Here is a 24,952-nt window from a genome sequence, read left to right as displayed (position 1 = left end):
CACGCTTAAACCATTCAGTAAGATGGATTGCGTAAAGTTTCTGGCAAATCCCAGAACCAGGACCGCCGGTATGATCGCCATCTTCAACAGGAAACACGACAGCAAACCGAAATCGCTCTCTCCGCTCGAACAGGTGCTCGAGGAGACCCATGTCGTCGTGTGCTGTGCTCCGGACGGCACGATCCTGACGGTGAACGATCTGTTTTGCGAAACCACCGGCTACAGCGCCGAAGAAGCGATCGGCAAGGATTACAGCTTCTTCGTGCGCGCCAAGGACAAACAGACCGCCTCCGAGCTTTGGGCCAGCGTCCGCGCCGGCAAGATCCACAAGGGCATCGCGCCGCGATTGAACAAGAAAGGTGAAGAAATCTGGTTCTCCGCCACCTATAGCCCGCACCGGGACAAGGATGGCAAGATCGACGCGATCTACGTCATTGGCCGCGAGATCTCGGAAATGCATCTCAAACGCCGCGACAACCGCTCGAAAGAGGACGCGATCAAGCGCTCGATGGCCTATATCGAGTTCGACCTCACGGGCAATATCATCTGGGCCAACACCCTGTTTCTCGAAGCGACCGGTTATACCCTCGAGGAAATCCGCGGCCAACACCATCGCATTTTCATGCCTGCGGGAGAGACCGGCACACAGGCCTATCGCGATTTCTGGGAGCGTCTCGCGAAGGGCTCCTCCGAAAAAGGCCAGGTCAAACGCATTGGCAAGGGTGGCAAGATCCTCTGGCTCGAATCCACCTACGAGACCCTGATCGACCCGGAAGGGCGGCCTTTCAAGGTGGTGAAATACGCCTTCGACATCACCAAGGCCAAAAACATGGAGGCCGACGCCCGCGGCCAGATCGACGCGATCCAGAAGGTGCAGGCCGTGATCGAATTCAGCCCCGATGGCACCATCACACATGCCAACCGGATCTTCTGCGACGTCATGGGCTATACCAACCAGGAAATCATCGGCAAACCTCATGCCATGTTCGTCGAGCCCAGCTATGCCGCCTCTGCCGACTACAAGGCGTTCTGGGACAAGCTGCGCCGGGGCGAAGCGCTCAGTGACGAATACGACCGCTTGGGCAAGGGCGGCAAGAAGGTCACCATCCGCGCCAGTTACAACCCGATCCGCAATGCCGCGGGAGAGGTTGTGAAAGTCGTGAAATTCGCTGTCGACACAACCATTTACCGCCTGACCGCCGACACGCTCATGGCCGGGCTCGATCATCTCTCCAAGGGCGATCTGTCCGTGCAACTGGACCAGAACCTTGGGGAGTTCGACGACATTCGCGTTAATTTCAACGCCACGATCTCGCGCCTGCGCGAGATTGTCGGCGGCATTGCCGACGGCGCGCAACTGGTCAAATCGGAAGCCGATTCCATCGGTCAGGCCACCGACGATCTGGCCCGCCGCACCGAGCATCAGGCCGCAACCCTCGAGGAAAGCGCCGCCGCCCTCGACCAGCTCGTCGCCTCGGTGAAGGGCGTGGCCGAAACCGCCAGTCAGGTCCAGAGCCGCTCCGGCGAGGCTCGTACCCATACGGTACAGGCCGGAGAGGTGGTCGACCGTGCCATCACCGCCATGGACGAGATCGAAACCTCATCGAAACAGGTGGCCTCGATCACCTCCGTGATCGACGACATCGCCTTCCAGACCAACCTTCTGGCGCTCAACGCAGGCGTCGAGGCGGCGCGGGCCGGCGAGGCCGGGCGGGGCTTTGCCGTCGTCGCCTCCGAGGTGCGCGCGCTGGCGCAACGCTCCTCGGAGGCCGCACGCGAGATCGCGACCCTGATTTCCACCGCGACCGCGCAGGTCTCCGGCGGCGTCGAACTGGTCCGCGAAGCCGGATCCGCCCTCGCCCGCATTCGCGAGGTGGCCGAGAAAATCCACGAAGGCATCGCACAGGTAGCGACCTCGACTACGGAACAGGCCACCGGCCTAGGAGAGTTGAGCTCGGCGATCAACCAGCTCGACCAGACAACCCAGCAAAACGCCGCCATGTCGGAGGAGACCAACGCGGCGACGGTCAACCTGCGTAACAATGTCGGCACGATGGAAGAGGACCTGTCCTTCTTCTCCGTCGTCGTGCCGCCTTCCGCCTCCGTTCAGTCGCAACCGCCGTTTGCCCGTAGCGCCTGAGCCTTCGGCCCAAAGCGCAACACTGCAAATGCCGCGCATGAAAAAAGGGGAGCGCCAGGCGCTCCCCTCATGTGTTTCGACCCTGCCGCTCTTACATCTTGAAGATCCGGTAGATCGCCGGGATCACCAGAACCGTCAAGGCGGTCGAGGTCAGAAGCCCGAAGAACAGCGAGATCGCGAGCCCCTGGAAGATCGGATCCGCGAGGATCACCGCCGCACCGATCATGGCCGCCACGGCGGTCAGAAGGATCGGTTTGAACCGCGTCGCCCCGGCCTCGATCAGGATCTCCGTCGTCACCTTGCCCTCGTCATCGGCATTGCGGATGAAATCGACCAGAAGGATCGAGTTGCGCACAATGATCCCTGCCAATGCGATGAAACCGATCATCGAGGGCGCAGAGAAGGGCGCGCCAAACAGCCAGTGCCCGGTGATGATGCCGAGGAAGGTCAGCGGGATCGGCGTCAGGATCACCAGCGGCAGGCGGAAGGACCCAAATTGTGCCACCACGAGGATGTAAATCCCCAGAAGCGCCACGCCGAAGGCCGCCCCCATGTCGCGGAACGTGACCCAGGTCACCTCCCACTCGCCATCCCACAGAAGCACGGGCTTCGAGGTGTCTGTGGGTTGCCCATGCAGCGAAATCTCCGGTTTCATCCCCTCGGGCCAGTCCATCTCGTCGATTTTGTCGGCCACGGCCAGCATGCCGTAGAGCGGCGCTTCATAAGTCCCGGCCAGCTCCGCCTGAACCATTTCCGCGTCATAGCCGTTGTGCCGGAAGATCGGATAGGAGGTGGTTTCCTCCGTGATCTCCACCACATCGCCCAACTCGACCACGCCACGCCCGCCGGGCAGAGCATTGGCCGGAACCGGCGTCGAAAGCGCCGCCGCATCCAGCACGCGATCCGTCTTGTCCCGACCGACCACAATCGGAATCGGACGCCGCCCCTCGCCACGATGCGAATAGCCGATCGTGGAATAGCTGTTGAGATATTGCAGGGTCTGCGCCGCATCGGCCTCGGCCACCTGATAGAAATTCAGGTCGGACGGCTTCATTTCCGCCCGCAAACGCCGAGCCTGCTCACCATAGCTGTCGTCCGTGTCGACGATGAAATCGACGCTTTCGAACGCTTCGCGCACCTTGTCGGCCACGGCACGGCGGGTCTCCCCGTCGGGACCGTAGACTTCGGCCAGAAGCGTCGAGATCACCGGCGGGCCCGGCGGCGGTTCGACCACTTTCATCGCGGTCCCCGGCGGCACCGTGATGCCCTCGCGCAACATCTCACGCAGTTCGAGCGCGATGTCATGCGAGGTCCGGTCCCGCTCCCCCTTCGGCAGAAGCTTGATCTGCACCTCACCCATCTGCGGGTATTCCCGCAGATAATAGTGCCGAACGAGACCGTTGAAGTTGAACGCCCCCGGCGTACCCGCATGGGTCTGGGCCGAGATCACCTCCGGCAGGGTCATGGCGAGACGCCCCGCCTCCTGCGCCACCGCATCGGTCGCCTCGACCGAGGAGCCCTCGGGCAGGTCGATCATCACGGAAAGCTCGGATTTGTTATCGAAGGGCAGAAGTTTGACGGTGACATGTTTGGTGTAGAGCGCCCCGAGCGAGCCGAAGGACAGCACGATCACGGCGATCAGGAAAATCCAGGCATGCCCTTTGGAGTGCAGCACCGGGCGTGCGACGGCCGCATAAAGCTTGCCGAGCTTGCCCCCGGGCACCTCGCCTTCCGCGTGCGCACCGTCATGATGCAATTCCGCCCGGCCCGCGATTTTCAGCATGAGCCAGGGCGTGATCATCACCGCCACGAAGAAGGAAAAGATCATCGCGGCGGAGGCGTTCGCCGGGATCGGCGACATGTACGGCCCCATCATGCCCGAGACAAAGAGCATCGGCAGAAGCGCCACCACCACGGTGAGCGTGGCGACGATGGTCGGGTTGCCAACCTCCGCCACGGCGGCCACGGCGGCGCCGAAGCGGTTCTGCCCCGGACGTTTCATCCCCCAGTGCCGCGCGATGTTCTCGATCACCACGATGGCGTCGTCGACGAGAATCCCGATGGCGAAGATCAGCGCGAACAGCGACACGCGGTTGAGCGTATAGCCCATGATATAGGAGGCAAAGAGCGTCAGAAGGATGGTCACCGGGATGACGATCGCAACCACCACGGCTTCGCGCCAGCCGATGGCGATCAGCACCAGACCGACGATGGACAGCGTCGCAAGCCCCAGGTGGAACAGCAGTTCGTTGGCCTTCTCGTTCGCGGTCTCGCCATAGTCGCGGGTCACTTCGACGGAGACGCTGTCGGGAATGATCTCGCCCTTCATCGTCTCCACGCGGTGCAGGATTTCATCGGCCACGATTACGGCATTGGCACCGGCGCGTTTGGCAATGGCCAGCGTGACCGCCGGGCGGCGGATCACCGGCGCATCGAGATCTATGGCGGCATGCGCGGTGGCCTCTTCGCCCTCCCCCATCTGATCCGCGCCAGCGCGGGTCAGCGTCGCGACATAATGCTCGTCGAGATCGGAAACAAAGGCGACATCGGCCACATCGCGCACATAGACCGTGCGCCCGTCGCGCGCGGTCAGTTCGAGATTGCCGATCTGTTCCGGCGTGGTCAGCGTCTTGCCGACGATCAAGCCGATCTGTTCGCCACCGTCACGCAACATGCCTGTCGGCGCGGCGGAATTCGCACCCTGCACCTTGCCGACGAGCTGTTGCAGCGTGACGCCATAAAGAGCCAGTTTCTCCGGATCCGGAGCCACCCGCAGCGCTTCGTCGGTGCCGCCGATCACATAGGTAAGCCCGACGTTCTCGATCTGCGACAGCCGGGTTTCGACCTCTTTCACCACGCGGGTGAGATCGGCCGCACTCATGTCCGGATTGTTGTCATTGGGCGAGAAGGTCAGCGCCACGATGGCGACATCGTTGATGCCGCGCCCGACCACAAGCGGCTCGTCGATGCCGACCGGCAAACGGTCGAGATTGGCCATGATCCGGTCGCGCACCCGCACGATGGCGGTTTCCGACGGCACGCCCACTTCGAAACGGGCGGTGACCATGACGGAATCGTCATTGCTTTGGGAATAGACGTGCTCGACCTCGTCGATGCCCTTGACGATGGTCTCGAGCGGTTCGGTTACAAGCTTCAACCCGTCCTGTGCCTTCAGGCCGGGGGTCTGGACATGGATGTCCACCAGAGGCACCGAAATCTGCGGCTCCTCTTCGCGCGGCAGCGAGATCAGCGCGATCATCCCGACGGCCAGAGCGGCCAAGAGGAAGAGCGGGGTCAGGGGGGAAAGGATGAAGGAACGGGTCAGCCGCCCGGCAATGCCGAGCGAGCCCGTCGGGCCCTGCGGATTACTCATGAGACGTCACCACCACATCGCCGGCGGAGAGCCCGCTCAGGATTTCCACGTAGTCGCCATCCTCGAGATGCAGCGTATTGCCCGGCACGACCACCCGTTCGGAGGCATGGCCATGGGTTTCCACGGTCACGAAATCGAGCCCGCCTTCCTGCGACAGCGCCGTCACAGGCACCAGAAGCGCTTCGTGGCTGCCGACCGGCAGGCGCACCTGGACCCGACGCCCGATGAAGCTGGCGTCCAGCCCCTCGACCTCGACATCCGCCTCGACCCGGCCGCTTTCGATCAGCGGGTAAATCTTGGCCAGCTTGCCCATGCGCGTGCCGCCGATCTCGTAAATCTCGATGTCATCGCCCTGTTTGAGATTGCCGGCATAGCGTTCCGAAACCCCCAGACGCAGATAGGCGTTTCCGGCGGCGATGGTGGCAACATTCTCGCCCCCCATGATCACCGCACCACGCGACACCGGCACGTCGATCACCATGCCGTCTTCGGGAGCGAGAACCTCGCCCTCCTCAATCTGGCGCGCAATCACCTGACGATCGGCTTGCAGCGCCGTGATCTGGCCTTCGAGCACGTTCACATTGGTCTGCAACGCTTGCAGGCTCGAGGTGGAAATCACCCCGCGTTCGGAAAGCGACTGCCCCCGGGCCAGATCGTCCTGGGCCTTTTCAAGTTGGGAGGCATAGGCGGTGAGCTGGGCGTCGATGCCCTCGATCTGAAACTGCAGCTTGGTGTCCTCGATCAGCGCCACACGTTGACCCGCCTTGACGAGATCGCCTTCGGTCACGTCCAGCGTGGTGATCGTTCCCCCGATCCGCGCACGTGCCGGAACCTGATCCCGGGTCTCGACTTCGGCATAAACCGGTTTCCACTCCGTCACCGATTGAGGCGACAGGGTGAGGGTTTCCGACAGGGCGGGACTTCCGGCCAGGAGCAATCCCGGCAGGAACGTCATCGTAAGCATAAAGGCGCGGCGCATTTGGACCTCTGTTCTGAGAAACGGTCTTTGCCCCCTCAGGCGCAGACCTGATATTCAACTTTTTGCATATGTAGCAAATTCCCTACCATACGCAAGTATACTGTTGATCGAAGAATATGATAGGCTATTCGCCTCGGAGCGAGACCCTCTCACCGTGGCCCTCCCCCATCCGGGTGAGGCACCAACCCCACGACGCCGCAACGCAGCGCGCTCATGGCTTTCACAAGCCCCCCTCATCCGTTCGATCTCCCGACCACACCGAATCGCACAGCACCTACGGATCATCGTCACGGCCGCCACGTTAACCATAATCTGGCCACGAACCGCCTATTTTCCTATTGATTTTCGGCTTAAATTCGCCGAAAGGATCAAAAAAGCATCGTATATTGTTAATTATCATCCGGCCTTGCGTTGTTCTCATATGATCGTGACAAAAACACGCTAGGGTAGAGTATGCACTGCAGCATCTCAGCTCGAATCCCGCAGCATCAGAGCATAGAAAACAGGTCGGCCCTTCCTCCACACGATCGGGCGCTTAACGATTTAAAGGCAGAAAAATGACATATGTTTCCAAGTCCAATCAAGACTTCGCCTCGACGACAAATGTCTCCTCCGCCGCACCGGTGAAATTTTCACTTTACCGCAGCCTGGGCAAACGCACGTTCGACATCCTGTTCCTGCTGCTGGTCATCCCCATGGTTCTGCCGGTGATCCTCATCCTCGCCGGGCTCGTCAAACTCGATGGCGGACCCGCGTTTTATGCCCAGCGTCGGGTCGGGCGGAACGGCAAGGTGTTCCAGTTCTACAAATTGCGCTCGATGCACATCAATGCCGATGAACTGCTGGTCAAGCTGTGCCGGGAGAACCCCGAAATCGCCGAGGAATGGCAGACCTATCAGAAGCTGCGTCACGACCCTCGGGTCACGAAAATCGGCCATTTCATCCGCAAGACTTCGCTCGACGAGCTGCCGCAGCTTTTGAACATCTTCAAGGGCGACATGAGTTTCGTCGGCCCCCGCCCTTTTCTGCCCGCGCAACAGGTGATGTATGAAGCTGCCAAGGGCGAGGCCTATTTCCGTCTTCGCCCTGGCCTGACAGGCGTCTGGCAGGTCTCCGGTCGCGGCGAAAGCAGCTTTGTCGCCCGCGTGCGCTACGACAATCTCTATGACCGCAAACTCAGCCTTCTGGCCGATCTGGCCCTGATCCTGCGCACAGTCACCGTCGTACTTAAATCCACCGGCCACTGACACTCTGCAATCCATCGCGGAGATCAGTCCCGAAACTCACCAGAGCACCCGAGGATGGGCGCGCTGACCGCACATTTACGGGGTTTCGCGCAAGCACTCCGCTGCGGCTCGCCCGATCTTCACCCGACGGCCGGCATAAATTCCGCGCAGATCGAGCCCTTCGAGGGGCGCGGCATCACAGGGCAATGTCCCGGTCACGACCACCAAGACCTCACCGGTGATACTGTCCGGCAGCGCTTGGTTCTGCGCATAATAGCTCGACGCGCGCCCGATCTCCGGCATGGCATAAAGCGCAACGTCCCGATCCCGCCCGGTGTAGAACAGATCGGCAAGAATATCGCGATTGCCGGTCACGACCGGAAGCTCCTCCGCCTCCGCCAGATCGAGGATGCTCTCGGAGAGGGCATGGCGACCGAGATAGCGCTCCAGAACCGGCTTGCCGCCGATCTCCGGCCAGGGCGCGAGCACGATCAGCACTGGCAGGCTCAGGGCAAGCACCAGATTGAGCGACAGCGCCACGATCCGCCAGAACCGTGTCATGACGGTGACCGCAAGGACCGTGCCCGCGAAATAGGTCGCAATCGCCCAGTTGGCATAGGCCTGATCCAGCAGCGCCTGCACGCTCACCACCACAAGCGCCGGAAGAGAGAACAGCACGAGCGCCGGACGCAGCCCGCCGTGCGGGCGCAAATAGGCGAGGATCAACGCGCCCATGGTCACCGGGCCGAACACCCCGAACTGGCTGGCGAGGAAGGTCGCCAGCGAACCGAGATCGAACGCCGCGCCATCGCGCACCCAACCGGCATTGTCCATCGTATGCGACACGGTGGTCAGGTCATGCGACAGGTTCCAAAGCACATTCGGCGAGATCACGACCGCGAAAGCCAGGATCATCAGCCCGAGATTGCGCCAGCCGGGGCGCAGCGCAGGCTGGCTCAGCATGACAAGCGCCGAGCCGACCAGGAAATAGATCCCCGCATATTTCGCCATGAAGGCAAACCCAGCAAAGAGACCGACCGCGAGCGCATCCCCTGCCCGGCGCGTCTCGGCGGTGCGAAAGAAGAACAGCAGAGCCGCGGCATAGAACGGTGCCATGACGGTGTCTGTGGAGATCATCACCGAACCCAGCGCCACGAAAGGCAGGCTCAGGTAAATCGCCACGGTCCAGAGCGCCGCAGCGCGCCCCTGAACCCGGGCCGCGAGTGCGCCCAGCAAAAGCGCCGTGATGCCGTGCAGCACCGCGCCGGGCATCCGCACCCAGAAGGCCGCATCGGAGTCCGCCAGATCGGTGGCCAGACGGATCACCCAGCCGATCAGCGGCGGTTTGGAATAATAGCCGAAATCGAGGTTCTGGCCCCAGAACCAGTATTGCACCTCATCGACGAACAGGTCCGTGCGATCAAACGCCAGCGCCACAAGCCGCAGCGCCACCGCCACGACCGCAAAGACCAGCGCCAGCGGCAACCAGCCCTTAAGCGGCGTCTTTTGTGGCGCGTCGGTTTGCATAGATCAACCAGAGGTTGCGGGAATAGATGATCACGCCAAGCGACTGGCCCAGCACGAAGACCGGGTCCTTGCGATACAGCGCATAGGCAAACAGCATCAGCCCGCCCACGAGGGAGAAATACCAGAACGCGATCGGCATCACCGAATTCTTCGCCCGCTCGGAGGCGATCCACTGCAAAAGGAAGCGCGCGGTGAACATGAGCTGCGCCGCGAGGCCGAACAGCACCCACCAGAGCTCGCCCGTCGTCTCGACATGCAGGATCGTCATCAGCCCTTGCATCGGCTCAGCCCTCCGCGCGGTCCACGACCACCTCGGTCGGGCGCGATTTCTTGCGGCGTTTCAAAAGCCAAGCCACGCCCATCAGATCGACAATGCCCACAAGCCCGCGTTGCAGGTTCGAGTAATGCGACCGACCGCCGCCGCGCGCCCGGTGCGACACGTCGACATGCGCAACCTCCCAGCCATCGCGGGCGAACAGCGCTGGCAAATAGCGGTGCATATGATCGAAATAGGGCAGCGCCAGAAAATCGTCGCGGCGAAACGCCTTGAGCCCGCACCCGGTGTCGCGTGTGCCGTCCTTCAAAATCTTCGCGCGCAGGGCATTGGCGAATTTCGAAGCGTAGCGTTTGGAAAACGTGTCCTGACGCCCGACGCGCTGCCCGGCGACGACACCGATCCTTGCGCCATTCGGCCCGGAAAAAGGCGCGATCATGTTCGGGATTTCGGTCCCCGGGTTCTGGCCGTCGCCATCGAGCGTGCAACAGATCGTACCGCGCGCCGCACGCACACCGGAATGCACCCCCGCCGATTGCCCCCCCGAAACGTCATGCCGGATCACCCGAAGCTGCGGCATCGCCCGCATCCGTGCAGAGAGAATATCCGCCATGCCGTCGTCGGAGGCATCGTCGATCACGATGATCTCATACGGTCCGATCTCCGTGCAGGCGCCCGCGATCTCATCGAGCAGCGCCCCGATGTTCTCCGCCTCGTTGCGGCACGGGATGATGATGGAGGTGTCACACATACGTTTACGGCCCTAACTCAAGTCGCCTTCGCGATTACCGGAGCCGCCCCGCGATGTAAAGTGAAACGCCCCTTCCGCCGCATGCATGGCTCAGACCAGCCCGTTTTCCGGCTCGCCTGCCATGCGACACTGACAGCCCCTTTCGACCCTCACGACAAAAAACAGGCGCCCCCGGTCCGCACACCGGGGACGCCCGCCCATCAGGTCGAACGGAACGAACCGACCCTCAGGATTCGGTCACAGCCTTCGGCGGTTTGACGAGGGACTGGACGGTATAGACCAGAATGGCCATGCCGATCGCGCCCATCGCGGCGACGCCGAGGAAAACGATCACGTCGATCGCACCGCCGATGTCGGAGGGCGCGGAATGGGTCATCGCCATGACGAACCACACGGCCAGCACGGCTCCGACCGGCATGGAAAGCTGGGCCCAGAGGAATTTGCGCCAGCTCACCGCACGGTCGCGGATCAGCACATATAGATAGGCCAGCGTCACCACGGTGGCGACGACCACCATGGCCCAGAACAGGCCACGCCCGAATATTTCCTCGAAGACGGCAATCAGGGTCTGAAACGTAAGATCTTTCATGTCGCTCTCTCCTCAGGCCTTGCCACGCAGCATGGCGTTGTAGGTGGCTTTCAAGGCAACCTCTTTCATCAGCCAGGAAATCCACAGCTCTTCGAGCGGCGGGATGATCCCCGGGAAGGAAGGCAGAAGGTTGTTGTTGTAGTCGAACTCCACCAGCATGGCGCGGCCGATCTTGGTGATCATCGGACAGGAGGTATAACCGCCGTAGGTTTCGGTCGGCGTGGTGCCCGCAATAGCGGAAACGATCTGGTCCTCGACCACCGGCACCTGCCATTTGACGGAAGCCGCGGTTTTGCCTTTCGGCACACCGGCGACGTCGCCAAGCGCCCAGATGTCCGGGTAGCGCAGGTGTTGCAGCGTGGCCATGTCGCATTCGACCCAGCCTTGGTCCGTCCATTTGTCGGCCCAGGACAGGCCGGACTGACGGATCACCTCGGGGGCGCGTTGCGGCGGGATGAGGTGAATGTAATCGTAATCCATCTCCTCGGTGCCGTCGGCGGTGTTGAAGGTCACGCGCTTGGCGCCCGCGTCGATGGATTTCACCGTGTGCTGGTACACCGGCGCGATCTCGCGATCGAGGAAGAGCATGCGCACTTTCTCGGACACGATCGGCACACCGAAGAGCGCGCCGTCATGGGCGCCATAGGTGATCTCCGCCTTGCCACGGTTGCCCGCGCGACGCAGACGGTCGTCGATCAGGAAGGTGTGTTTGAGCGGCGCACCGGCGCATTTCATCTCGGTGCCGGGACGGGTGAAGACCCCATGACCGCCCTCTTCGATGAATTTGGACGCGGCCTGCCATGTTTTGGCGGCATAGTCCGGGCCCGCATAGAGCGCACCGATGCCGTTCTGGCCGACCATGTCGAGGGAAAAACCTTCGATGGCGTCGTGATCGAGGATCAGCCCCGGGGCCACGACGAGGAAATCGTAGGAGAGGGTCTGGCCGCCCTCGGTCGATACGGTTTTCGCGACGGGGTCGATGACGGCGGCTTTTTCCTGAATGAGGGTCACGCCCTTCGGCAGCCAGTCGGTGGTCTCGGAGACCACGTAATCGGCGGGTTTGAGACCCGCGGCGACCAGTGTCAGGCCCGGCTGATAGAGGTGGTTCTTGCGCGGGTCGATCAGGGTGATCTGAGCGCCCTCAAGGCGTTCGACCAAACGGTTGGCCAGCGCGGTGCCGCCGGCGCCCGCGCCGATGATGACGATCTTGGCGCTGGTCTTGACGGAGGCCGCGCGGGCTTCACCGGAGGTCGCGGCAAGCGCGGTCGCGCCGGCGGCCAGCCCCAGGAAGCCCCGGCGGTTCACCGCGGGGGAATTGGGTGAGTGCATGTCTCTCTCCATTATATATTTGCATGCATATGTATGCATATTTTTTGGTGCGGAAAATTCCGCCCACCGGACAGCGGGCGGAACGTTGGAATAGGCGCCCCGGGGATGGTGGAACGACATCCCCGGAGCAATGCCACCTGAAGAAGGGACGTGATCAGGCGGTGTCGTCGTGCTCGTCTGCGAGGCGCGCATCTTCGCGCATCTCAAGCCACATCGCGTTCAGAACGGCGAAGAGGGCGGCGAGCGGAAGCCCAAGGATCCAGGCGAAATACCACATAGGTCGCTCCTTTCTCAGTAGCTTTGAGCGTTGGTTTCGAGCTCTTCCTCGGTGACTTTACCCCAGAGCACTTTGTAGACCCATGCGGTGTAGGCGAGGATGATCGGCACGAAGATAATCGCACAGATCAGCATCACGAACAGGGTCAGATGCGAGCTAGAGCTGTCCCAAACGGTGAGAGAGCTGTTCGGATCGACGGTCGAGGGCAGGATGAACGGGAACATCGTGAGCCCGACCGAGGAGATGATCCCGGTGATGCCGAGTTTCGACCACAAGAGGGTGGAGACTTCCTTGCCCTTGCGCAGACCGAGAACCGCCATACCGATGCCGAAGAAGGCCAGCACAGGTGCGATGACGATCCAGGGACGATCGGAATAGGCCTGCATCCAGGACCCACCATGGGTGACCTCGGAAAGAAGCGGGTTCGACGGACCGTCTTTCACCACCTCACCGACGATCTGGTAACCTTTGATGCCAAAGGCGAGCCAGACACCGGCCAGAGCATAGGCCACGGCGGCGACGATGCCGGCGACGGTGCCGATCTTCTGCGCCCGTTGCTGCACCGCCCCTTCGGTTTTCAGACCGAGCCATGCCGCACCATGCATCAGCAGCATGGAGAGGGAGACCACACCGGCAAGCAGTGCGAAGGGGTTGAGCAGAAGCAGGAGCTTCATGATCGCGTTGCCATCATAGCGGGGCATCAGCAGATCCGGGGTGATGTGGAACGGCACGCCTTGCAGCACGTTGCCGACCGCGACACCGAAGATCAGGGCCGGAACCGCGCCGCCCACGAAGAGCGCCCAGTCCCAGTTCCGGCGCCACGCCGCACCCTCGCGTTTGGAGCGGTATTTGAAACCGACCGGACGCAGGATGAGAGCGGCGAGGACGAGGAACATCGCCAGGTAGAAGCCCGAAAAGGACACCGCGTAGAGCGGCGGCCATGCCGCGAAGATCGCGCCACCGCCGAGGATGAACCACACCTGGTTGCCTTCCCAGACCGGGCCGATGGTGTTGATCACGATGCGCCGTTCGGTGTCGGTCTTGCCGACGAAGGGCAAGAGGGCACCGACGCCCATGTCGAACCCGTCGGTCAGCGCGAAGCCAATCAGCAGGACGCCCAGAAGCAGCCACCAGATCACGCGAAGGACTTCGAAAGTCATGAATTCATGCAGGATCATCGTTCGTTACTCCGCAGGCTTGAGGGTCGCATCATCGGCGCTGAGGCGGGCTTCATGGCGTTTCATCCATTCATCCGTTTCGGCAACGTCGATATACGGTCCTTTTTTGATGTATTTGATCATCAGGCCCATCTCGATGATGAACAGCACCGTGTAGAAGATCACGAAGCCTGCCAGAGTGATCAGCAGATCGGTGATCGACAGGTGCGAGGCGGACAGGGCCGTCGGCAGAACGCCGTCCACGGTCCAGGGCTGACGCCCGAATTCCGCCACGAACCACCCAAGCTCCGCGGCAATCCACGGGGTCGGGATGATGATCACGCCAAGACGCAGCGCCCAACGCGGGAATTTCATGCCCCGGAAAGATGCCCGGTAGAAGAAGTAGAGCATCACGGCGATGAAGCTGAAGCCCAGAGCCACCATCAGACGGAAGGCCCAGAACAGCGGCCCGACGCCCGGCACGGTGTCGTCGGCGGCCATGGCGATTTGCTCGTCGGTGGCCTGACGCGGATCGTCCACATAGCGTTTGAGCAGCATGGCGAAACCGAGATCGGCGGAATGTTCCTCGAACGTCGCACGCACCTCAGCCGGGGTCGCGTCACGTTGTTCGCGGATGGTCATCAGCGCATCGTAAGCGATGATGCCAGAGCGGATTTTCTCGTTGGCCTCGGCCACAAGCTGATCCACGCCCGGGATCTGATCGGTGAGAGAGCGGGTGCCGATCAGGCCCATCGCATAGGGGATGTGAATGGCGTAATGGGTTTCACGCGCTTCACGGTCCGGAATACCGACGAGAGTGAAGGAGGCAGGCGCTTCCTGAGTCTCCCACATGCCTTCGATGGCTGCGAGTTTCATCTTCTGGGTGTGCGTGGCGTTATAACCCGACTCGTCGCCCAGAATGACCACGGAGAAGGCGGACGCCAGACCGAAAGCGGCAGCGATCGCGATGGAGCGACGAGCCAGTTCCGTGTGACGGCCTTTGAGCAGATACCAGGACGACACGCCCAGCACGAAGACCGAGGCGGTCACGTAGCCGGCGGAAACGGTGTGTACGAATTTGGCCTGGGCCACTTCGTTGAACACCACGTCGAAGAAGTTGGTCATCTCCATCCGCATCGAGTCCGGGTTGAACTCGGCACCGACCGGGTTTTGCATCCAGCCGTTGGCGATGAGAATCCAGAGCGCGGAGAAGTTCGACCCGATGGCCACCAGCCAGGTGACAATCATGTGGGCGACTTTGGACATCTTGTCCCAGCCGAAGAACATCAGACCGACGAAGGTCGCTTCCATGAAGAAGGCCATGAGCCCTTCGATGGCGAGCGGTGCGCCGAAGATGTCGCCGACATAGTGGCTGTAGTAGGACCAGTTCATGCCGAACTGGAATTCCATCGTGATCCCGGTGGCCACACCGAGCACGAAGTTGATCCCGAACAGAGTTGCCCAGAATTTCGTCATCTGCCGCCAGATAGGCCGGCCGGTCATGACGTAGACCGTCTCCATGATCGCCACGATGATCGACAGACCAAGCGTGAGCGGCACGAAGAGGAAATGGTACATGGCTGTCATCGCGAATTGCAGACGAGACAGCTCAACGAGTCCGAACTCCATTTTCCCTTGCTCCTTTCCTGCAAAAACATGTTTTGCAGATACACTTTTGTAACGCCGGATTAGAACGTCACGCGCTGGGGTACTTTGACCCAAATCAAGAATGCCATATTACAGATGTATCTTAAAGTGACCGCGACATCGCGGCGCGCCCTCCCGTTTCCAGATCACTTGCTCGTGAACGTGCTTGCAATCTCCGCTCCGGAGACCGTTTTTTTCGCGTTCGGAAGACGCAGAATGCGATCTGCGGCCCCCTGTTCCTCACTGCGGTGGGCCGCCATCAGCACCGCCGCATGCGGCAGAGCGGCGCGAATCCCGCGCAAAACCCGCTCCGCCGTCGCATGATCGAGCCCTTCCGTGGGCTCGTCCAAGAGCAGAACCTGCGGTCGGCGCAGCACAGCCCGCGCCAACACGAGCCGACGCGATTCGCCGCCCGAAAGACCAGAGCCACGCGGCCCCAGCCGGGCTTCCAGCCCGCCTTTTGCGCGAATGACCCCATCGAGCGCCACCGCCGTCAATGCCGCCCAGAGCGCGGCATCATCGGCCTCGGGCGCGGCGAGGCGGAGATTCTCCGCAACCGTCCCCTGAATGAGCGCCGATCTTTGCCCGACGAGCGTAACCAGACCTGGTAAACAATTTGTAACCGGCTGATCGGCCACAAGAACTTGCCCCGACAAGGGCCGGAGCGCCCCGGCGGCCAAGAGCAGCACCGTGCTTTTGCCGACCCCGGAGGGGCCTTGCAGCGCCACCCAGTCGCCCGGAGAAAGTGCCAGATCGAAGCCCGAAATCACCGGGCGCGCCGCTCCGCGGGCAAAACTGACGTCCTTGAAAGACAGGGTCAGGGGCGCGTCGGGGACATGGTGGGGAACCGGCTCCGACGGGGCCTGCATCTGCTCGGTCACACGGCGCGCCGCTCCGATCATGCGCCCGATCTCCGCCACGGCGCGGCGCAGCGGCGCGACGGTTTCCATCAGCGCCAGCGCGGTGAAAAACCCGATGGCGGCACGCGCGGGCGTGATCTCCCCCGCCTCGGCCAGCCCGCCGCCGATCCAGAGCGCGGCAGCCCCCGCCAGAGCGGAGACGACCATCAGCGCGGCCCCGGCCTGACGTTCGCGGGTGTCGGTGACTGTGGCGGCGTCCTGACGCCGGGCATCGGCGGTTTGCGCGGCCTCAATCTGGGCCGGGAGCTGGCCGTAGACGGCAAGATCTTCGCGGGTGGTGACGAGGTCGATGAAGCGGGTGCGGAAGGCCTGTGCCGCCGCTTCGGCGCGGCGCGAGGGCATCCGGGCGCGGGACATGCCCCAGATCAAAACGGCCAAGCCGCCCAGCACATAGATCGCGAAAATCGCGAGGGCGACGGCGGGGGCGACCAGCCATGACAGGACGATCAGCGCCAGAATCTGTGTCACCCCGCCCGCGATCAGCGGAATGAAGAGCCGCAAAGGCACACCGTCGAGCGCGTCGACATCGGCGAGGATGCGGTTGAGCGCCTGTGCGCCCCGGAGACGGATCAGCCGTTCATGGGAGCGCAGGGACAGGGCGGAGAGTAGTGCAACCCGCAGCCGCGCAAGCGCGCGCAGCGTGGCGTCATGGGTCAGAACGCGTTCGCCATAGCGCGTGGCGGTGCGAGTGATGGCGAGGAAACGGACCATGGCGGAGGGCCGGAACACGTCGAAGACCGCGCCCGTCCCGGCGAGACCGGCGGCAGAAGCGGCGACGATGAACCAGCCCGACAGGCCGAGAAGCGATCCGCCCATGATCAAGACGAGTGCGGCCAGGGCGAGACCACGGCGCAGCGCCACCGCTTCGCCGGTCATCATGATGCGGAAGATATGCCAGAGGTTACGCATAGGCGATCTCCTCCTCTGCGTGATCTTGCGGGGCGGCGATCTCGATCACCCGATCCATCTTGGCGATCAGACGCGGATCGTGGGTGGCGACGATGAGGGTGGCGCCGCGGGATTTGAGCGCAAGAAGCGCTTCGGTCACCCGATCGGCGGTTTCCCGGTCGAGATCGGCGGTGGGCTCGTCCGCGAGCACCAGATCGGGGGCGGCGCCGAGCGCGCGGGCCAGCATGACGCGACGCGCCTCGCCCCCCGACAGACCGCCGCCGGTTTCGCCCAACACGGTCAGATCGCCTTTCGGCAGGGCGGCCAGAACCCCGTCGAGCGCCGTGTCGGCAATCAGATCGGGTGTCAGTTCCGCGCCGAAAGCGATGTTATGGCGCAGCGAGCGTCCCAGAAACATCGGGGCTTGCGGCATCCAGCCGAGACGCGCGCGCCAGGCGTCGGCGGTGTCCTCGGTCAGCGGTTGCCCTGCGACGGCGATCTGACCGGAGGCCGGCTTTTCGAGCCCCGCGATCAGACGCAGAAGCGTGGTTTTGCCCGCCCCGGAGGGACCAGAGAGCGCGACACGAGAGCCGGGAGCGATCTCGGTGTCGGGGTAGGAAATCGTCCGCCCGCCGCGTTGTGTGGATATATTATAAAGAGAGACAGAGGCGGGACCGGGAAGCGGCGCGACCTTGGCCCCCTGCCCCAGAAGCGTTTCGGTCTCCTGCTCTTCCCAGACGGCAAGCTCTCCTGCGACGGCCAGCGCCGAGGCCTTGTCATGCCAGGCGGCGGAGAGATCGCGCAAGGGCTGAAAATAATCGGGTGCGAGCAGCAGGAGGAAAATCCCACCCCAGGGCGCAATGCCCGCGCCATAAGCGCCCCATGAAATCTCGCCCAGAAGCGAAAAGCCGACCCAGACCGCGACCATCGCCACGCCGAGGGCGGCGAAAAGCTCGAGCACGGTGGAGGAGAGAAACGCGATGCGCAGAACGGCCATGGTGCGCGAGCGCAGATCGTCGGCGGCGTGATCGAAGCGCGCAATGAGACGCGGAGCGGCGCCCAAAAGCCGGATGTCGGCCAAAGCGGCCAGACGGTCGACCAGAAGATCGCCAAGCGTGCCGATTTCCTGCATCTGCCGCTCCGAGGCGTCTTTCGCGGCATAGCCCACGAGCGCCATGAACAGCGGAATGAGCGGACCGGCCACGACGAACACGAGGCCCACGGCCCAGCTTTGCCAAAACGCGAGGGCGAGAATGGCAAAAGGCACGGTCATCACCCGGAGCTGCGCGGGCGCATAGCGGGTGAGATAGGGCAGAAGCGCGTCGAGCTTTTCGCCCGCCAGAGCCGCAAGCGCGCCGGGGCCACCCGCGACCGAATGCGAGGTCGCCTGCGCCTCACGGGCGAGGATGCGGGCACGGGTCGTGGTCACGATGGCCTGACCGGCGCGGAAAAGAAGCCCTTCGGCGAGGTAATTCAGGATCAGGCGCAGAGCCGCGAAGCCGAGGAACCCCAGCGTGCCGGTTAAGACCGTCACCTCGCCCTCGCCCAAGAGAAGCCGGGAAAACAGCGCCGCCACCAGCGCCGCCTGCGGCAACCACAAAAGCGAGGAGAGCGCAGTGAGCCGCGATGCCAGACGGATCGACCGGGCTCCCGGGGCCAAAAGCGTCTTGAGCATCCGCTTGTCCGCGGAGGGCTGCTTATTCGTCTCTCGTGTCATGCGCGCGTGATCCGGCAGGTGTACTCTTGTCGTTGCGGTCTTGCTGGCACGTCCCGCCACGGGATGCAATCGTATGCCATCCAGCAACACCCAACTGCGTCGGGGTGTCTCACCTATGATAGGCTCCGCACCGCAATTTCCCAGAGAATTCAGGTCGACGTCCCAGCGTCATAAAACTTTCACTAGGCTCAAGCCATGCATTTCGAGTATTCGCGAATTATGGAACAAATAAACATCGACTCACCCTCCGCCACCCGCGCCTTTGCCGCTCTCGGCCATGCAGGACGGCTCTCCACCTTTCGCATGATCATGCGTTTCGCCCCGCGCCCGGTGCGCCCGAGCGAGCTTGCCGAAGCGCTCGGCATGAAGCCCAACACGCTCTCGGGTTATCTCTCGGAGCTTCAGCAGGCCGGGTTGATCGCAGTGGAACGCGACGGGCGGGCACTCTATTATAAGGCCGCACTTCAGACCTGTGACGCGCTGGTCGGCTATCTCGTGAACGATTGCTGCCGGGGGCGGCCCGAGATCTGTCTCAATGCCCTGCCGCTCAGTGGTGATCGCCCCTTCCGCGTGCTGTTTCTGTGTTCCGGCAATTCCGCGCGCTCGATCATGGCTGAGGCTTTGCTGAGCGACCTTGGCGCGGGGCGGTTCGAGGCGGTCTCGGCGGGCACAGCGCCCAATGGCGAGATTCACCCGCAGGCCCGCGCACTTCTGGAACGCGAAGGCCATGACACGCTCGGGCTCTGGTCGAAATCGCTCAGCCAGGCGCAGCGCGGTGAGGAAGGCTATGATTTCGTCTTCACCGTCTGCGACCGGGCGGCACAAGAGGATTGCGATCCCCTGCCCGGCCAGCCGCTTTCGGCGCATTGGGGCCTGCCCGATCCGGTGAAGGTCGAGGGCACCGAGGCCGAGCGCGCTCTGGCCTTTGCCCGGACCTATGACGCGCTGCGCCGTCGGATCGAGATTTTCACGGCGCTGCCCATCGAGAAACTCGACCGCATGTCGCTTCAGGCGAAAATCGACGATCTCTCCGTGATGAAAGAGGATGACCATGGTTAAAACCGCCCCCAACTTTGCCCCCAAAATCGCCCTCAACGGCCTTGGTCGGATCGGAAAGCTAGCGCTGCGCGACCTGTTCGACCGGGGGCTTGGCAAAAACATCGTGCTCCTGAACGATCTCGCCGGGGATGCGGAGCAGCATGCGCTGTTGCTGGAATTCGATTCCGTGCACGGGCGCTGGGGCGCGGAAATTTCCTATGACGCGGACAGCCTCACGGTAAATGGCACGCATATGATGCTGACGCGGGAGGCGCGGATCGAAAACCTGCCGCTCAAGGAACTGGGCGTCGATCTGGTGATCGACTGCACCGGCTATTTCAAAACCGCCGAGCGGATCGCGCCCTATTATGAGGCCGGGGTGAAGAAGGTTGTCGTCTCGGCACCGGTGAAGGACGGCGGGGCGCTCAATCTTGTGTACGGGGTGAACCATGGGCTTTACGATCCGGCGGCGCACGATCTGGTGACGGCGGCGTCCTGCACCACCAACTGCCTTGCGCCGGTGGTGAAGGTGATTCACGAAAATCTCGGCATCAAGCACGGCTCGATCACGACGATCCATGACGTGACCAACACCCAGACCATCGTGGACCGGCCCGCAAAGGACATGCGGCGGGCGCGCTCGGCGTTGAACAATCTCATTCCGACCACGACCGGGTCGGCGACGGCGATCACGCTGATTTACCCGGAGTTGAAGGGGCGGCTGAACGGTCATGCGGTGCGGGTGCCGCTGTTGAATGCCTCGCTGACCGATTGCGTGTTTGAGGTGGAGCGGGAAACCACGGCGGATGAGGTGAACGCCCTGTTCAAGGCAGCCTCCGAAGGCGAGCTTGCGGGCATTCTCGGCTATGAGACCCGGCCTTTGGTGTCGACGGATTACATCAACGACTCGCGCAGTTCCATCGTGGACGCGGGGGCGACGATGGTGATCCACGGCACGCAGGTGAAGATTTACGCCTGGTATGACAACGAATGGGGCTACGCCTGCCGTCTCGCAGATATTGCGCGGATGGTCGCGGGGGCGATGTGATGACGATTGCTACGGCGGAAAACCCGCTACGCGCCTATATGGCGGTGACGGCGGCCTATTGGGCGTTCATGCTGTCGGACGGCGCGCTCAGGATGCTGGTGCTGTTGCAGTTCAACGGGCTGGGGTTTTCGCCCGTCCAACTGGCGTATCTCTTTCTGTTCTACGAGATCGCGGGGATCGTGACGAACCTCTCCGCCGGGTGGCTCGCGGCGCGTTTTGGTTTGACCTCAACGCTTTACGCGGGATTGGTGATCCAGATCGTAGCCTTGGCGGCCTTGGCCGGTCTTGATCCGGCGTGGTCGGTGTCGGCCTCTGTGCTTTATGTCATGGCGGTGCAAGGGGCGTCGGGCGTCGCCAAAGACCTCGCGAAAATGTCGTCGAAATCGGCGGTCAAAATCCTTGCCCCCAAGGGCGACGGCAGCCTCTTCAAATGGGTCGCCGTGCTGACCGGATCGAAGAACGCCGTCAAAGGCTTTGGCTTTTTCCTCGGCGCGGCGCTTTTGGCGCTCGCGGGGTTCAAGGCGGCGGTCTGGGGCATGGCTTTGGTACTTGCGGTGATCCTTGTCGCCGTGGCGCTGTTCATGCCCAAGGGCCTGCCAACCGGCAAAAAAGGTACCAAAATCTCCGCCATTTGGTCGAAGGACCGGCGGATCAACCAGCTCTCACTCGCCCGCATGTTCCTGTTCGGTGCGCGAGACGTGTGGTTCGTGGTCGGCATCCCGATCTATTTCAAGGCGATCTTCTCCGACGGCACGCCGGAAGGCGCGCGGCGGGCATTTTTCATCGTCGGCGCTTTCATGGCGCTCTGGATCATCGGCTATGGCTTTGTCCAGGGCATCGCGCCGCGGTTTCTCAAGGGGGCTGCGGGGGATGACGACGCGGGGGCGCGGATGGCGGTGAAATGGGTCGGGCTTTTGACGCCCATTCCCTTAGTGCTCGCAGGGCTGGTGTGGATCGCGGGTGCGCCGACGCTTTGGCTCACAGTTGCACTGATCGCCGGGCTTTTGTTGTTTGGCTTTGTCTTTGCGGTCAATTCCTCGGTGCATTCCTATCTCATCCTCGCCTTCTCCGGTGAAGACCGCGTGACGATGGATGTAGGGTTTTACTACATGGCGAACGCCGCCGGGCGGCTTTTGGGCACGCTCCTGTCGGGGCTGTCCTATCAGGCCGGGGGGCTGGCGCTCTGTCTGGCAAGCGCAGGCGTGATGGCGGGGCTGAGTTTGCTGGCGGCGCGACGGCTTGAAACCTGACCGAAAGATCGGAAAATACGGGAGTTTTCCTGCATAATTTTGCATCTCCGCGCAAAACTACGGTGTTTTGAAAAACTTCTCCGCAATTTTGCAAAGCAAAGCACCCCTACCTGAAAAAGGGGGTTTACCCGACATCGAACTGGTGACTATCACTCGGCCCCAGAGGTTCAGACAGCCGGTGCGAAACCGGCGCACCCATCGGAGGAACGAATGACCACACGCGACATCACCCTGATTGCTCTTTTCACCGCTCTCACTGCGGTCATGGCGGTGTTTCCGCCGGTGACCCTGCCGTTTTTGCCGGTGCCGATCACGGCGCAATCGCTGGGCGTGATGCTCGCAGGCGGCGTCTTGGGCGCGAAACGCGGCGGGCTTGCGATCCTTCTTCTGCTGGTGCTGGTGGCCATCGGCTTGCCGCTCCTGTCAGGTGGACGCGGCGGCTTGTCGGTGTTCTTCGGTCCGACCGCCGGCTTCCTTCTCGGCTGGCTTCTGGCCGCCATTGCCATCGGCTGGATGACCGAAAAATTCTGGGACGGGCTGTCCTTTGTCTCCGCCACGCTGATCTGCGTCATTGGTGGCATCGGCGTGATGTATGCGGTCGGCATTCCGGGCATCACCCTCATGGCGGGCGTGCCGATTTCCAAGGCCTTCATGGGCTCCGTGACCTTCATCCCCGGCGACATCGTCAAAGCGCTGATCGCTGCCGCTGTCATGGTGACGGTAAAGAAATCCTACCCGATCATCGGTCAGGCCGCCTGAGCATGACCATGCAGTTCGACAGGGTCTCCGTGACCAAAGGCACGCGCGAGATCCTGTCGGAGATCACCCTGAGCCTGACCGAACAGCGCATCGGCGTGATCGGCAACAACGGCTCCGGGAAAAGCACGTTTCTTCGGCTTTTCAACGGGTTGGAGAAGCCGTCTACGGGCACGGTCCGGTTCGGAGAGAGCACGGACGACCTGCGCCGCCATGTCGGGTTCATGTTTCAGAACCCGGACAACCAGATCGTTTACCCGATGGTCGAGGAAGATCTCGCCTTTGGTCTCAAGGCGCGCAAACTACCGAAAGCGGAGAGCGAGACGCGGATCGAACGGGTGCTTTCCGAACTGTCTTTGACGCATCTGAAAGGCCGTCTGACGCATCAGCTTTCCGGCGGCGAGAAACAGATGGTGGCGCTGGCGGGCGTGCTGGTGACGGAACCCGAGATGATCGTGTTCGACGAACCGACAACGCTTCTGGACCTGCGCAACAAGATGCAATTCATGCGGGTGCTTGCCACCCTACCCCAGCCCGCCGTGGTGGTGTCGCACGATCTCGATCTCTTGGCGGGCTTCGACCGGATTTTGCATATCGCGGGCGGGCGCATTCATGCGGATGGGCGGCCAGAGGACGTGATCCCGGCCTACAAAGCGCTCTGCGAAGATTTGGGCGGATGCTGACCGATCTCTATATCCCCGGCGACAGCGCACTGCACCGCGCGCGGCCCGCTTGGAAACTGGCGCTCCTGTTTGTCTATTGCACGGCGATCTTCGTGGTGACGCATCCGGGGATGCTTGGGGCCGGGCTTGTGCTTGTGGCCTTGAGCTATGGGATCGCCGGTCTCTCGGCCCGCGATGCGTTGACCGCAATCCTCCCCGCTCTGTTCGTCCTCGTGATCATCTTTGCCGCCCAGCTCTGGCTCGAAAGCCTCGGAATGGCGATTTATGTCACGCTTCGGCTGATGGCGTTGCTGATGGCCGCCGCTCTCGTGACCTATACGACACGGGCGAGCGAGTTTACCGAGGGCATCCTCGCGCTTTTGTCCCACGCCCCCGCTTGGGTGCCCAAGGACAAGATCGCGCTCGCCATGTCGCTGGTGTGGCGGTTCATCCCGATGATCCGCGCGCAGTTCGACGAAGTGCGCGAGGCGCAGCGGGCACGAGGGCTGGAGCGCAACATGCTGGCTCTTGTCGTGCCTCTGGTGGTGCGCACATTGAAGACCGCCGATGAGGTCGCGGAGGCGATCACCGCGCGGTCTCTGGACTAAAGCACGCTTTAAAGAACGCGGCGCAATCCCGATTGCACCTTCAAAAGTCTCGGCAGATAGGTCGGCACCAACGCATGCGCCTTATCCTGCGTCGCCGCCATGCCGGTGTTGAGCGCGGCGATGATCCGACCGTGTCCATCCACCAGCGGCACAGCGAGAGACCGCAGCCCGATCTCCACTTCCTGATCAATGATCGCATAGCCCTGGACATGCGCCTCCTCGATGCGTTTCATGATCTCGTCCGGATCGGTGACGCTGAACCTCGTGCGGGGCGAGAGATCGGAGGCCTCGACAATCGCCCGCGCCTCCTCGGCGGGCAAGGCCCCCAAAAGGATGCGCCCCATTGAGGTGCAATGCGCCGGAAGACGCGAGCCGGGCATGAGGCCAATCGACATCACACGTTTCTGGGCGGCGCGGGCGAGATAGACGATCTCGGTGCCGTCGAGGATCGAGACGGAACAGCTCTGGCCGATCTGTTCGGTGAGCTGATCGAGCCAGGGCTGGACGATCTGCGGCAACGGCAGGGCGGAGATTGCTCCCATACCGAGGCGCAGGGTGCGCGGCGTCAGCGTAAAGAATTTACCATCGTAATCGGCATAGCCTTCGGCATGGAGCGTCAAGAGACAGCGCCGGGAGGTGGCCCGGTCAAGCCCCGTGGCCTTGGAGACATCGGTGATCGACAGCTTCGGCGTTTTCGCCCCGAAACATTCGAGAACGCGCAGCCCCTTGGCCAGCGATGAGATGGTATCGGAGGATTTGTTTGTCGGTTTGTTCGCCATACGCACGACACTTCCCG

The 24,952-nt window shown here is 62.5% G+C and carries 21 protein-coding genes; 8 read left to right on the top strand and 13 right to left on the bottom strand.

Annotation, left to right across the window (positions count from 1 at the left end; genetic code table 11):
- Window positions 1-70: 70 nt before the first annotated feature.
- Entirely contained in the window at window positions 71-2,140 is a 2,070-nt protein-coding gene (locus tag CEW89_RS18845; protein WP_096806946.1) for a methyl-accepting chemotaxis protein, read from the top strand.
- Between the two features lie 91 nt (window positions 2,141-2,231).
- On the opposite strand, the gene CEW89_RS18840 is transcribed toward CEW89_RS18845, so the two are convergent.
- Complete coding sequence (locus CEW89_RS18840; RefSeq protein WP_096806945.1) at window positions 2,232-5,513, bottom strand: efflux RND transporter permease subunit; 3,282 nt, start codon at window positions 5,511-5,513, stop codon at window positions 2,232-2,234.
- The gene (locus CEW89_RS18835; RefSeq protein WP_096806944.1) at window positions 5,506-6,492 is read right to left on the bottom strand and encodes an efflux RND transporter periplasmic adaptor subunit; all 987 of its coding nucleotides are present in this window, start codon (window positions 6,490-6,492) and stop codon (window positions 5,506-5,508) included. Before CEW89_RS18835 ends, CEW89_RS18840 begins: the two co-directional genes overlap by 8 nt.
- A 557-nt stretch (window positions 6,493-7,049) precedes the next feature.
- Between CEW89_RS18835 and CEW89_RS18830 the strand changes: the two genes are divergently transcribed.
- A complete protein-coding gene (locus CEW89_RS18830) occupies window positions 7,050-7,739 on the top strand; it encodes a sugar transferase (protein ID WP_096806943.1) in 690 nt (229 codons plus the stop codon).
- Window positions 7,740-7,814: 75 nt separating this feature from the next.
- Here the strand turns inward: CEW89_RS18830 and CEW89_RS18825 are convergent, their stop codons facing one another.
- The 10 genes from CEW89_RS18825 to cydD form a co-directional block, all read right to left on the bottom strand.
- Complete coding sequence (locus CEW89_RS18825; RefSeq protein WP_096806942.1) at window positions 7,815-9,245, bottom strand: ArnT family glycosyltransferase; 1,431 nt, start codon at window positions 9,243-9,245, stop codon at window positions 7,815-7,817.
- Window positions 9,211-9,525 carry a lipid-A-disaccharide synthase N-terminal domain-containing protein gene (locus tag CEW89_RS18820; protein WP_066708563.1) on the bottom strand — a complete coding sequence of 105 codons (315 nt, stop codon included), beginning with the start codon at window positions 9,523-9,525 and terminating at the stop codon, window positions 9,211-9,213. Before CEW89_RS18820 ends, CEW89_RS18825 begins: the two co-directional genes overlap by 35 nt.
- A gap of 4 nt (window positions 9,526-9,529) precedes the next feature.
- Window positions 9,530-10,270: a glycosyltransferase family 2 protein gene (locus CEW89_RS18815; protein WP_096806941.1), complete on the bottom strand. Its 741-nt coding sequence runs from the start codon at window positions 10,268-10,270 to the stop codon at window positions 9,530-9,532.
- Between the two features lie 226 nt (window positions 10,271-10,496).
- On the bottom strand, window positions 10,497-10,859 hold the full coding sequence (locus tag CEW89_RS18810; protein ID WP_096806940.1) for a DUF5368 domain-containing protein: 363 nt from the start codon (window positions 10,857-10,859) through the stop codon (window positions 10,497-10,499).
- Window positions 10,860-10,871: 12 nt separating this feature from the next.
- Entirely contained in the window at window positions 10,872-12,188 is a 1,317-nt protein-coding gene (locus tag CEW89_RS18805) for an NAD(P)/FAD-dependent oxidoreductase (RefSeq protein WP_096806939.1), read from the bottom strand.
- A gap of 154 nt (window positions 12,189-12,342) precedes the next feature.
- The gene (cydX, locus tag CEW89_RS18800) at window positions 12,343-12,465 is read right to left on the bottom strand and encodes a cytochrome bd-I oxidase subunit CydX (RefSeq protein WP_066708555.1); all 123 of its coding nucleotides are present in this window, start codon (window positions 12,463-12,465) and stop codon (window positions 12,343-12,345) included.
- A gap of 14 nt (window positions 12,466-12,479) precedes the next feature.
- A complete protein-coding gene (gene cydB, locus CEW89_RS18795) occupies window positions 12,480-13,643 on the bottom strand; it encodes a cytochrome d ubiquinol oxidase subunit II (protein WP_066708553.1) in 1,164 nt (387 codons plus the stop codon).
- Between the two features lie 6 nt (window positions 13,644-13,649).
- Complete coding sequence (locus CEW89_RS18790; RefSeq protein WP_066708551.1) at window positions 13,650-15,251, bottom strand: cytochrome ubiquinol oxidase subunit I; 1,602 nt, start codon at window positions 15,249-15,251, stop codon at window positions 13,650-13,652.
- A gap of 164 nt (window positions 15,252-15,415) precedes the next feature.
- On the bottom strand, window positions 15,416-17,098 hold the full coding sequence (locus CEW89_RS18785; RefSeq protein ID WP_096806938.1) for an amino acid ABC transporter ATP-binding/permease protein: 1,683 nt from the start codon (window positions 17,096-17,098) through the stop codon (window positions 15,416-15,418).
- Window positions 17,091-18,794 (bottom strand): thiol reductant ABC exporter subunit CydD, encoded by a 1,704-nt coding sequence (cydD, locus tag CEW89_RS18780; protein WP_096806937.1) that lies wholly within the window; start codon window positions 18,792-18,794, stop codon window positions 17,091-17,093. Before cydD ends, CEW89_RS18785 begins: the two co-directional genes overlap by 8 nt.
- 195 nt (window positions 18,795-18,989) lie before the next feature.
- Here cydD and CEW89_RS18775 point away from each other — a divergent pair, with 195 nt between their 5' ends.
- The 6 genes from CEW89_RS18775 (at window position 18,990) to CEW89_RS18750 (ending at window position 24,156) form a co-directional block, all read left to right on the top strand.
- On the top strand, window positions 18,990-19,853 hold the full coding sequence (locus CEW89_RS18775; RefSeq protein WP_244906103.1) for an arsenate reductase/protein-tyrosine-phosphatase family protein: 864 nt from the start codon (window positions 18,990-18,992) through the stop codon (window positions 19,851-19,853).
- Window positions 19,846-20,880, top strand: coding sequence for an ArsJ-associated glyceraldehyde-3-phosphate dehydrogenase (locus CEW89_RS18770; RefSeq protein WP_096806935.1), 1,035 nt, complete (start codon window positions 19,846-19,848; stop codon window positions 20,878-20,880). The genes CEW89_RS18775 and CEW89_RS18770 overlap by 8 nt, the downstream gene beginning before the upstream one ends.
- On the top strand, window positions 20,880-22,130 hold the full coding sequence (arsJ, locus tag CEW89_RS18765; RefSeq protein WP_096806934.1) for an organoarsenical effux MFS transporter ArsJ: 1,251 nt from the start codon (window positions 20,880-20,882) through the stop codon (window positions 22,128-22,130). Before CEW89_RS18770 ends, arsJ begins: the two co-directional genes overlap by 1 nt.
- A 210-nt stretch (window positions 22,131-22,340) precedes the next feature.
- Complete coding sequence (locus CEW89_RS18760) at window positions 22,341-22,889, top strand: biotin transporter BioY (RefSeq protein ID WP_096806933.1); 549 nt, start codon at window positions 22,341-22,343, stop codon at window positions 22,887-22,889.
- A gap of 2 nt (window positions 22,890-22,891) precedes the next feature.
- Entirely contained in the window at window positions 22,892-23,569 is a 678-nt protein-coding gene (locus CEW89_RS18755) for an energy-coupling factor ABC transporter ATP-binding protein (RefSeq protein WP_066708528.1), read from the top strand.
- Window positions 23,563-24,156, top strand: coding sequence for an energy-coupling factor transporter transmembrane component T family protein (locus CEW89_RS18750; protein ID WP_096806932.1), 594 nt, complete (start codon window positions 23,563-23,565; stop codon window positions 24,154-24,156). The genes CEW89_RS18755 and CEW89_RS18750 overlap by 7 nt, the downstream gene beginning before the upstream one ends.
- Window positions 24,157-24,164: 8 nt before the next feature.
- Here the strand turns inward: CEW89_RS18750 and CEW89_RS18745 are convergent, their stop codons facing one another.
- Window positions 24,165-24,935: an IclR family transcriptional regulator domain-containing protein gene (locus CEW89_RS18745; RefSeq protein WP_096807303.1), complete on the bottom strand. Its 771-nt coding sequence runs from the start codon at window positions 24,933-24,935 to the stop codon at window positions 24,165-24,167.
- Window positions 24,936-24,952 lie beyond the last annotated feature (17 nt).

The organism is Celeribacter ethanolicus (assembly GCF_002407265.1).
GTDB lineage: Bacteria > Pseudomonadota > Alphaproteobacteria > Rhodobacterales > Rhodobacteraceae > Celeribacter > Celeribacter ethanolicus.
This window is presented reverse-complemented; position numbering and strand designations above follow the sequence as displayed.

Coding starts and splice junctions, on each gene's coding strand:
- CEW89_RS18845 (WP_096806946.1), top strand. CDS start 71: ATGATCGCCATCTTCAACAGGAAACACGACAGCAAACCGAAATCGCTC.
- CEW89_RS18840 (WP_096806945.1), bottom strand. CDS start 5,513: ATGAGTAATCCGCAGGGCCCGACGGGCTCGCTCGGCATTGCCGGGCGG.
- CEW89_RS18835 (WP_096806944.1), bottom strand. CDS start 6,492: ATGCGCCGCGCCTTTATGCTTACGATGACGTTCCTGCCGGGATTGCTC.
- CEW89_RS18830 (WP_096806943.1), top strand. CDS start 7,050: ATGACATATGTTTCCAAGTCCAATCAAGACTTCGCCTCGACGACAAAT.
- CEW89_RS18825 (WP_096806942.1), bottom strand. CDS start 9,245: ATGCAAACCGACGCGCCACAAAAGACGCCGCTTAAGGGCTGGTTGCCG.
- CEW89_RS18820 (WP_066708563.1), bottom strand. CDS start 9,525: ATGCAAGGGCTGATGACGATCCTGCATGTCGAGACGACGGGCGAGCTC.
- CEW89_RS18815 (WP_096806941.1), bottom strand. CDS start 10,270: ATGTGTGACACCTCCATCATCATCCCGTGCCGCAACGAGGCGGAGAAC.
- CEW89_RS18810 (WP_096806940.1), bottom strand. CDS start 10,859: ATGAAAGATCTTACGTTTCAGACCCTGATTGCCGTCTTCGAGGAAATA.
- CEW89_RS18805 (WP_096806939.1), bottom strand. CDS start 12,188: ATGCACTCACCCAATTCCCCCGCGGTGAACCGCCGGGGCTTCCTGGGG.
- cydX (WP_066708555.1), bottom strand. CDS start 12,465: ATGTGGTATTTCGCCTGGATCCTTGGGCTTCCGCTCGCCGCCCTCTTC.
- cydB (WP_066708553.1), bottom strand. CDS start 13,643: ATGATCCTGCATGAATTCATGACTTTCGAAGTCCTTCGCGTGATCTGG.
- CEW89_RS18790 (WP_066708551.1), bottom strand. CDS start 15,251: ATGGAGTTCGGACTCGTTGAGCTGTCTCGTCTGCAATTCGCGATGACA.
- CEW89_RS18785 (WP_096806938.1), bottom strand. CDS start 17,098: ATGCGTAACCTCTGGCATATCTTCCGCATCATGATGACCGGCGAAGCG.
- cydD (WP_096806937.1), bottom strand. CDS start 18,794: ATGACACGAGAGACGAATAAGCAGCCCTCCGCGGACAAGCGGATGCTC.
- CEW89_RS18775 (WP_244906103.1), top strand. CDS start 18,990: ATGCATTTCGAGTATTCGCGAATTATGGAACAAATAAACATCGACTCA.
- CEW89_RS18770 (WP_096806935.1), top strand. CDS start 19,846: ATGGTTAAAACCGCCCCCAACTTTGCCCCCAAAATCGCCCTCAACGGC.
- arsJ (WP_096806934.1), top strand. CDS start 20,880: ATGACGATTGCTACGGCGGAAAACCCGCTACGCGCCTATATGGCGGTG.
- CEW89_RS18760 (WP_096806933.1), top strand. CDS start 22,341: ATGACCACACGCGACATCACCCTGATTGCTCTTTTCACCGCTCTCACT.
- CEW89_RS18755 (WP_066708528.1), top strand. CDS start 22,892: ATGACCATGCAGTTCGACAGGGTCTCCGTGACCAAAGGCACGCGCGAG.
- CEW89_RS18750 (WP_096806932.1), top strand. CDS start 23,563: ATGCTGACCGATCTCTATATCCCCGGCGACAGCGCACTGCACCGCGCG.
- CEW89_RS18745 (WP_096807303.1), bottom strand. CDS start 24,935: ATGGCGAACAAACCGACAAACAAATCCTCCGATACCATCTCATCGCTG.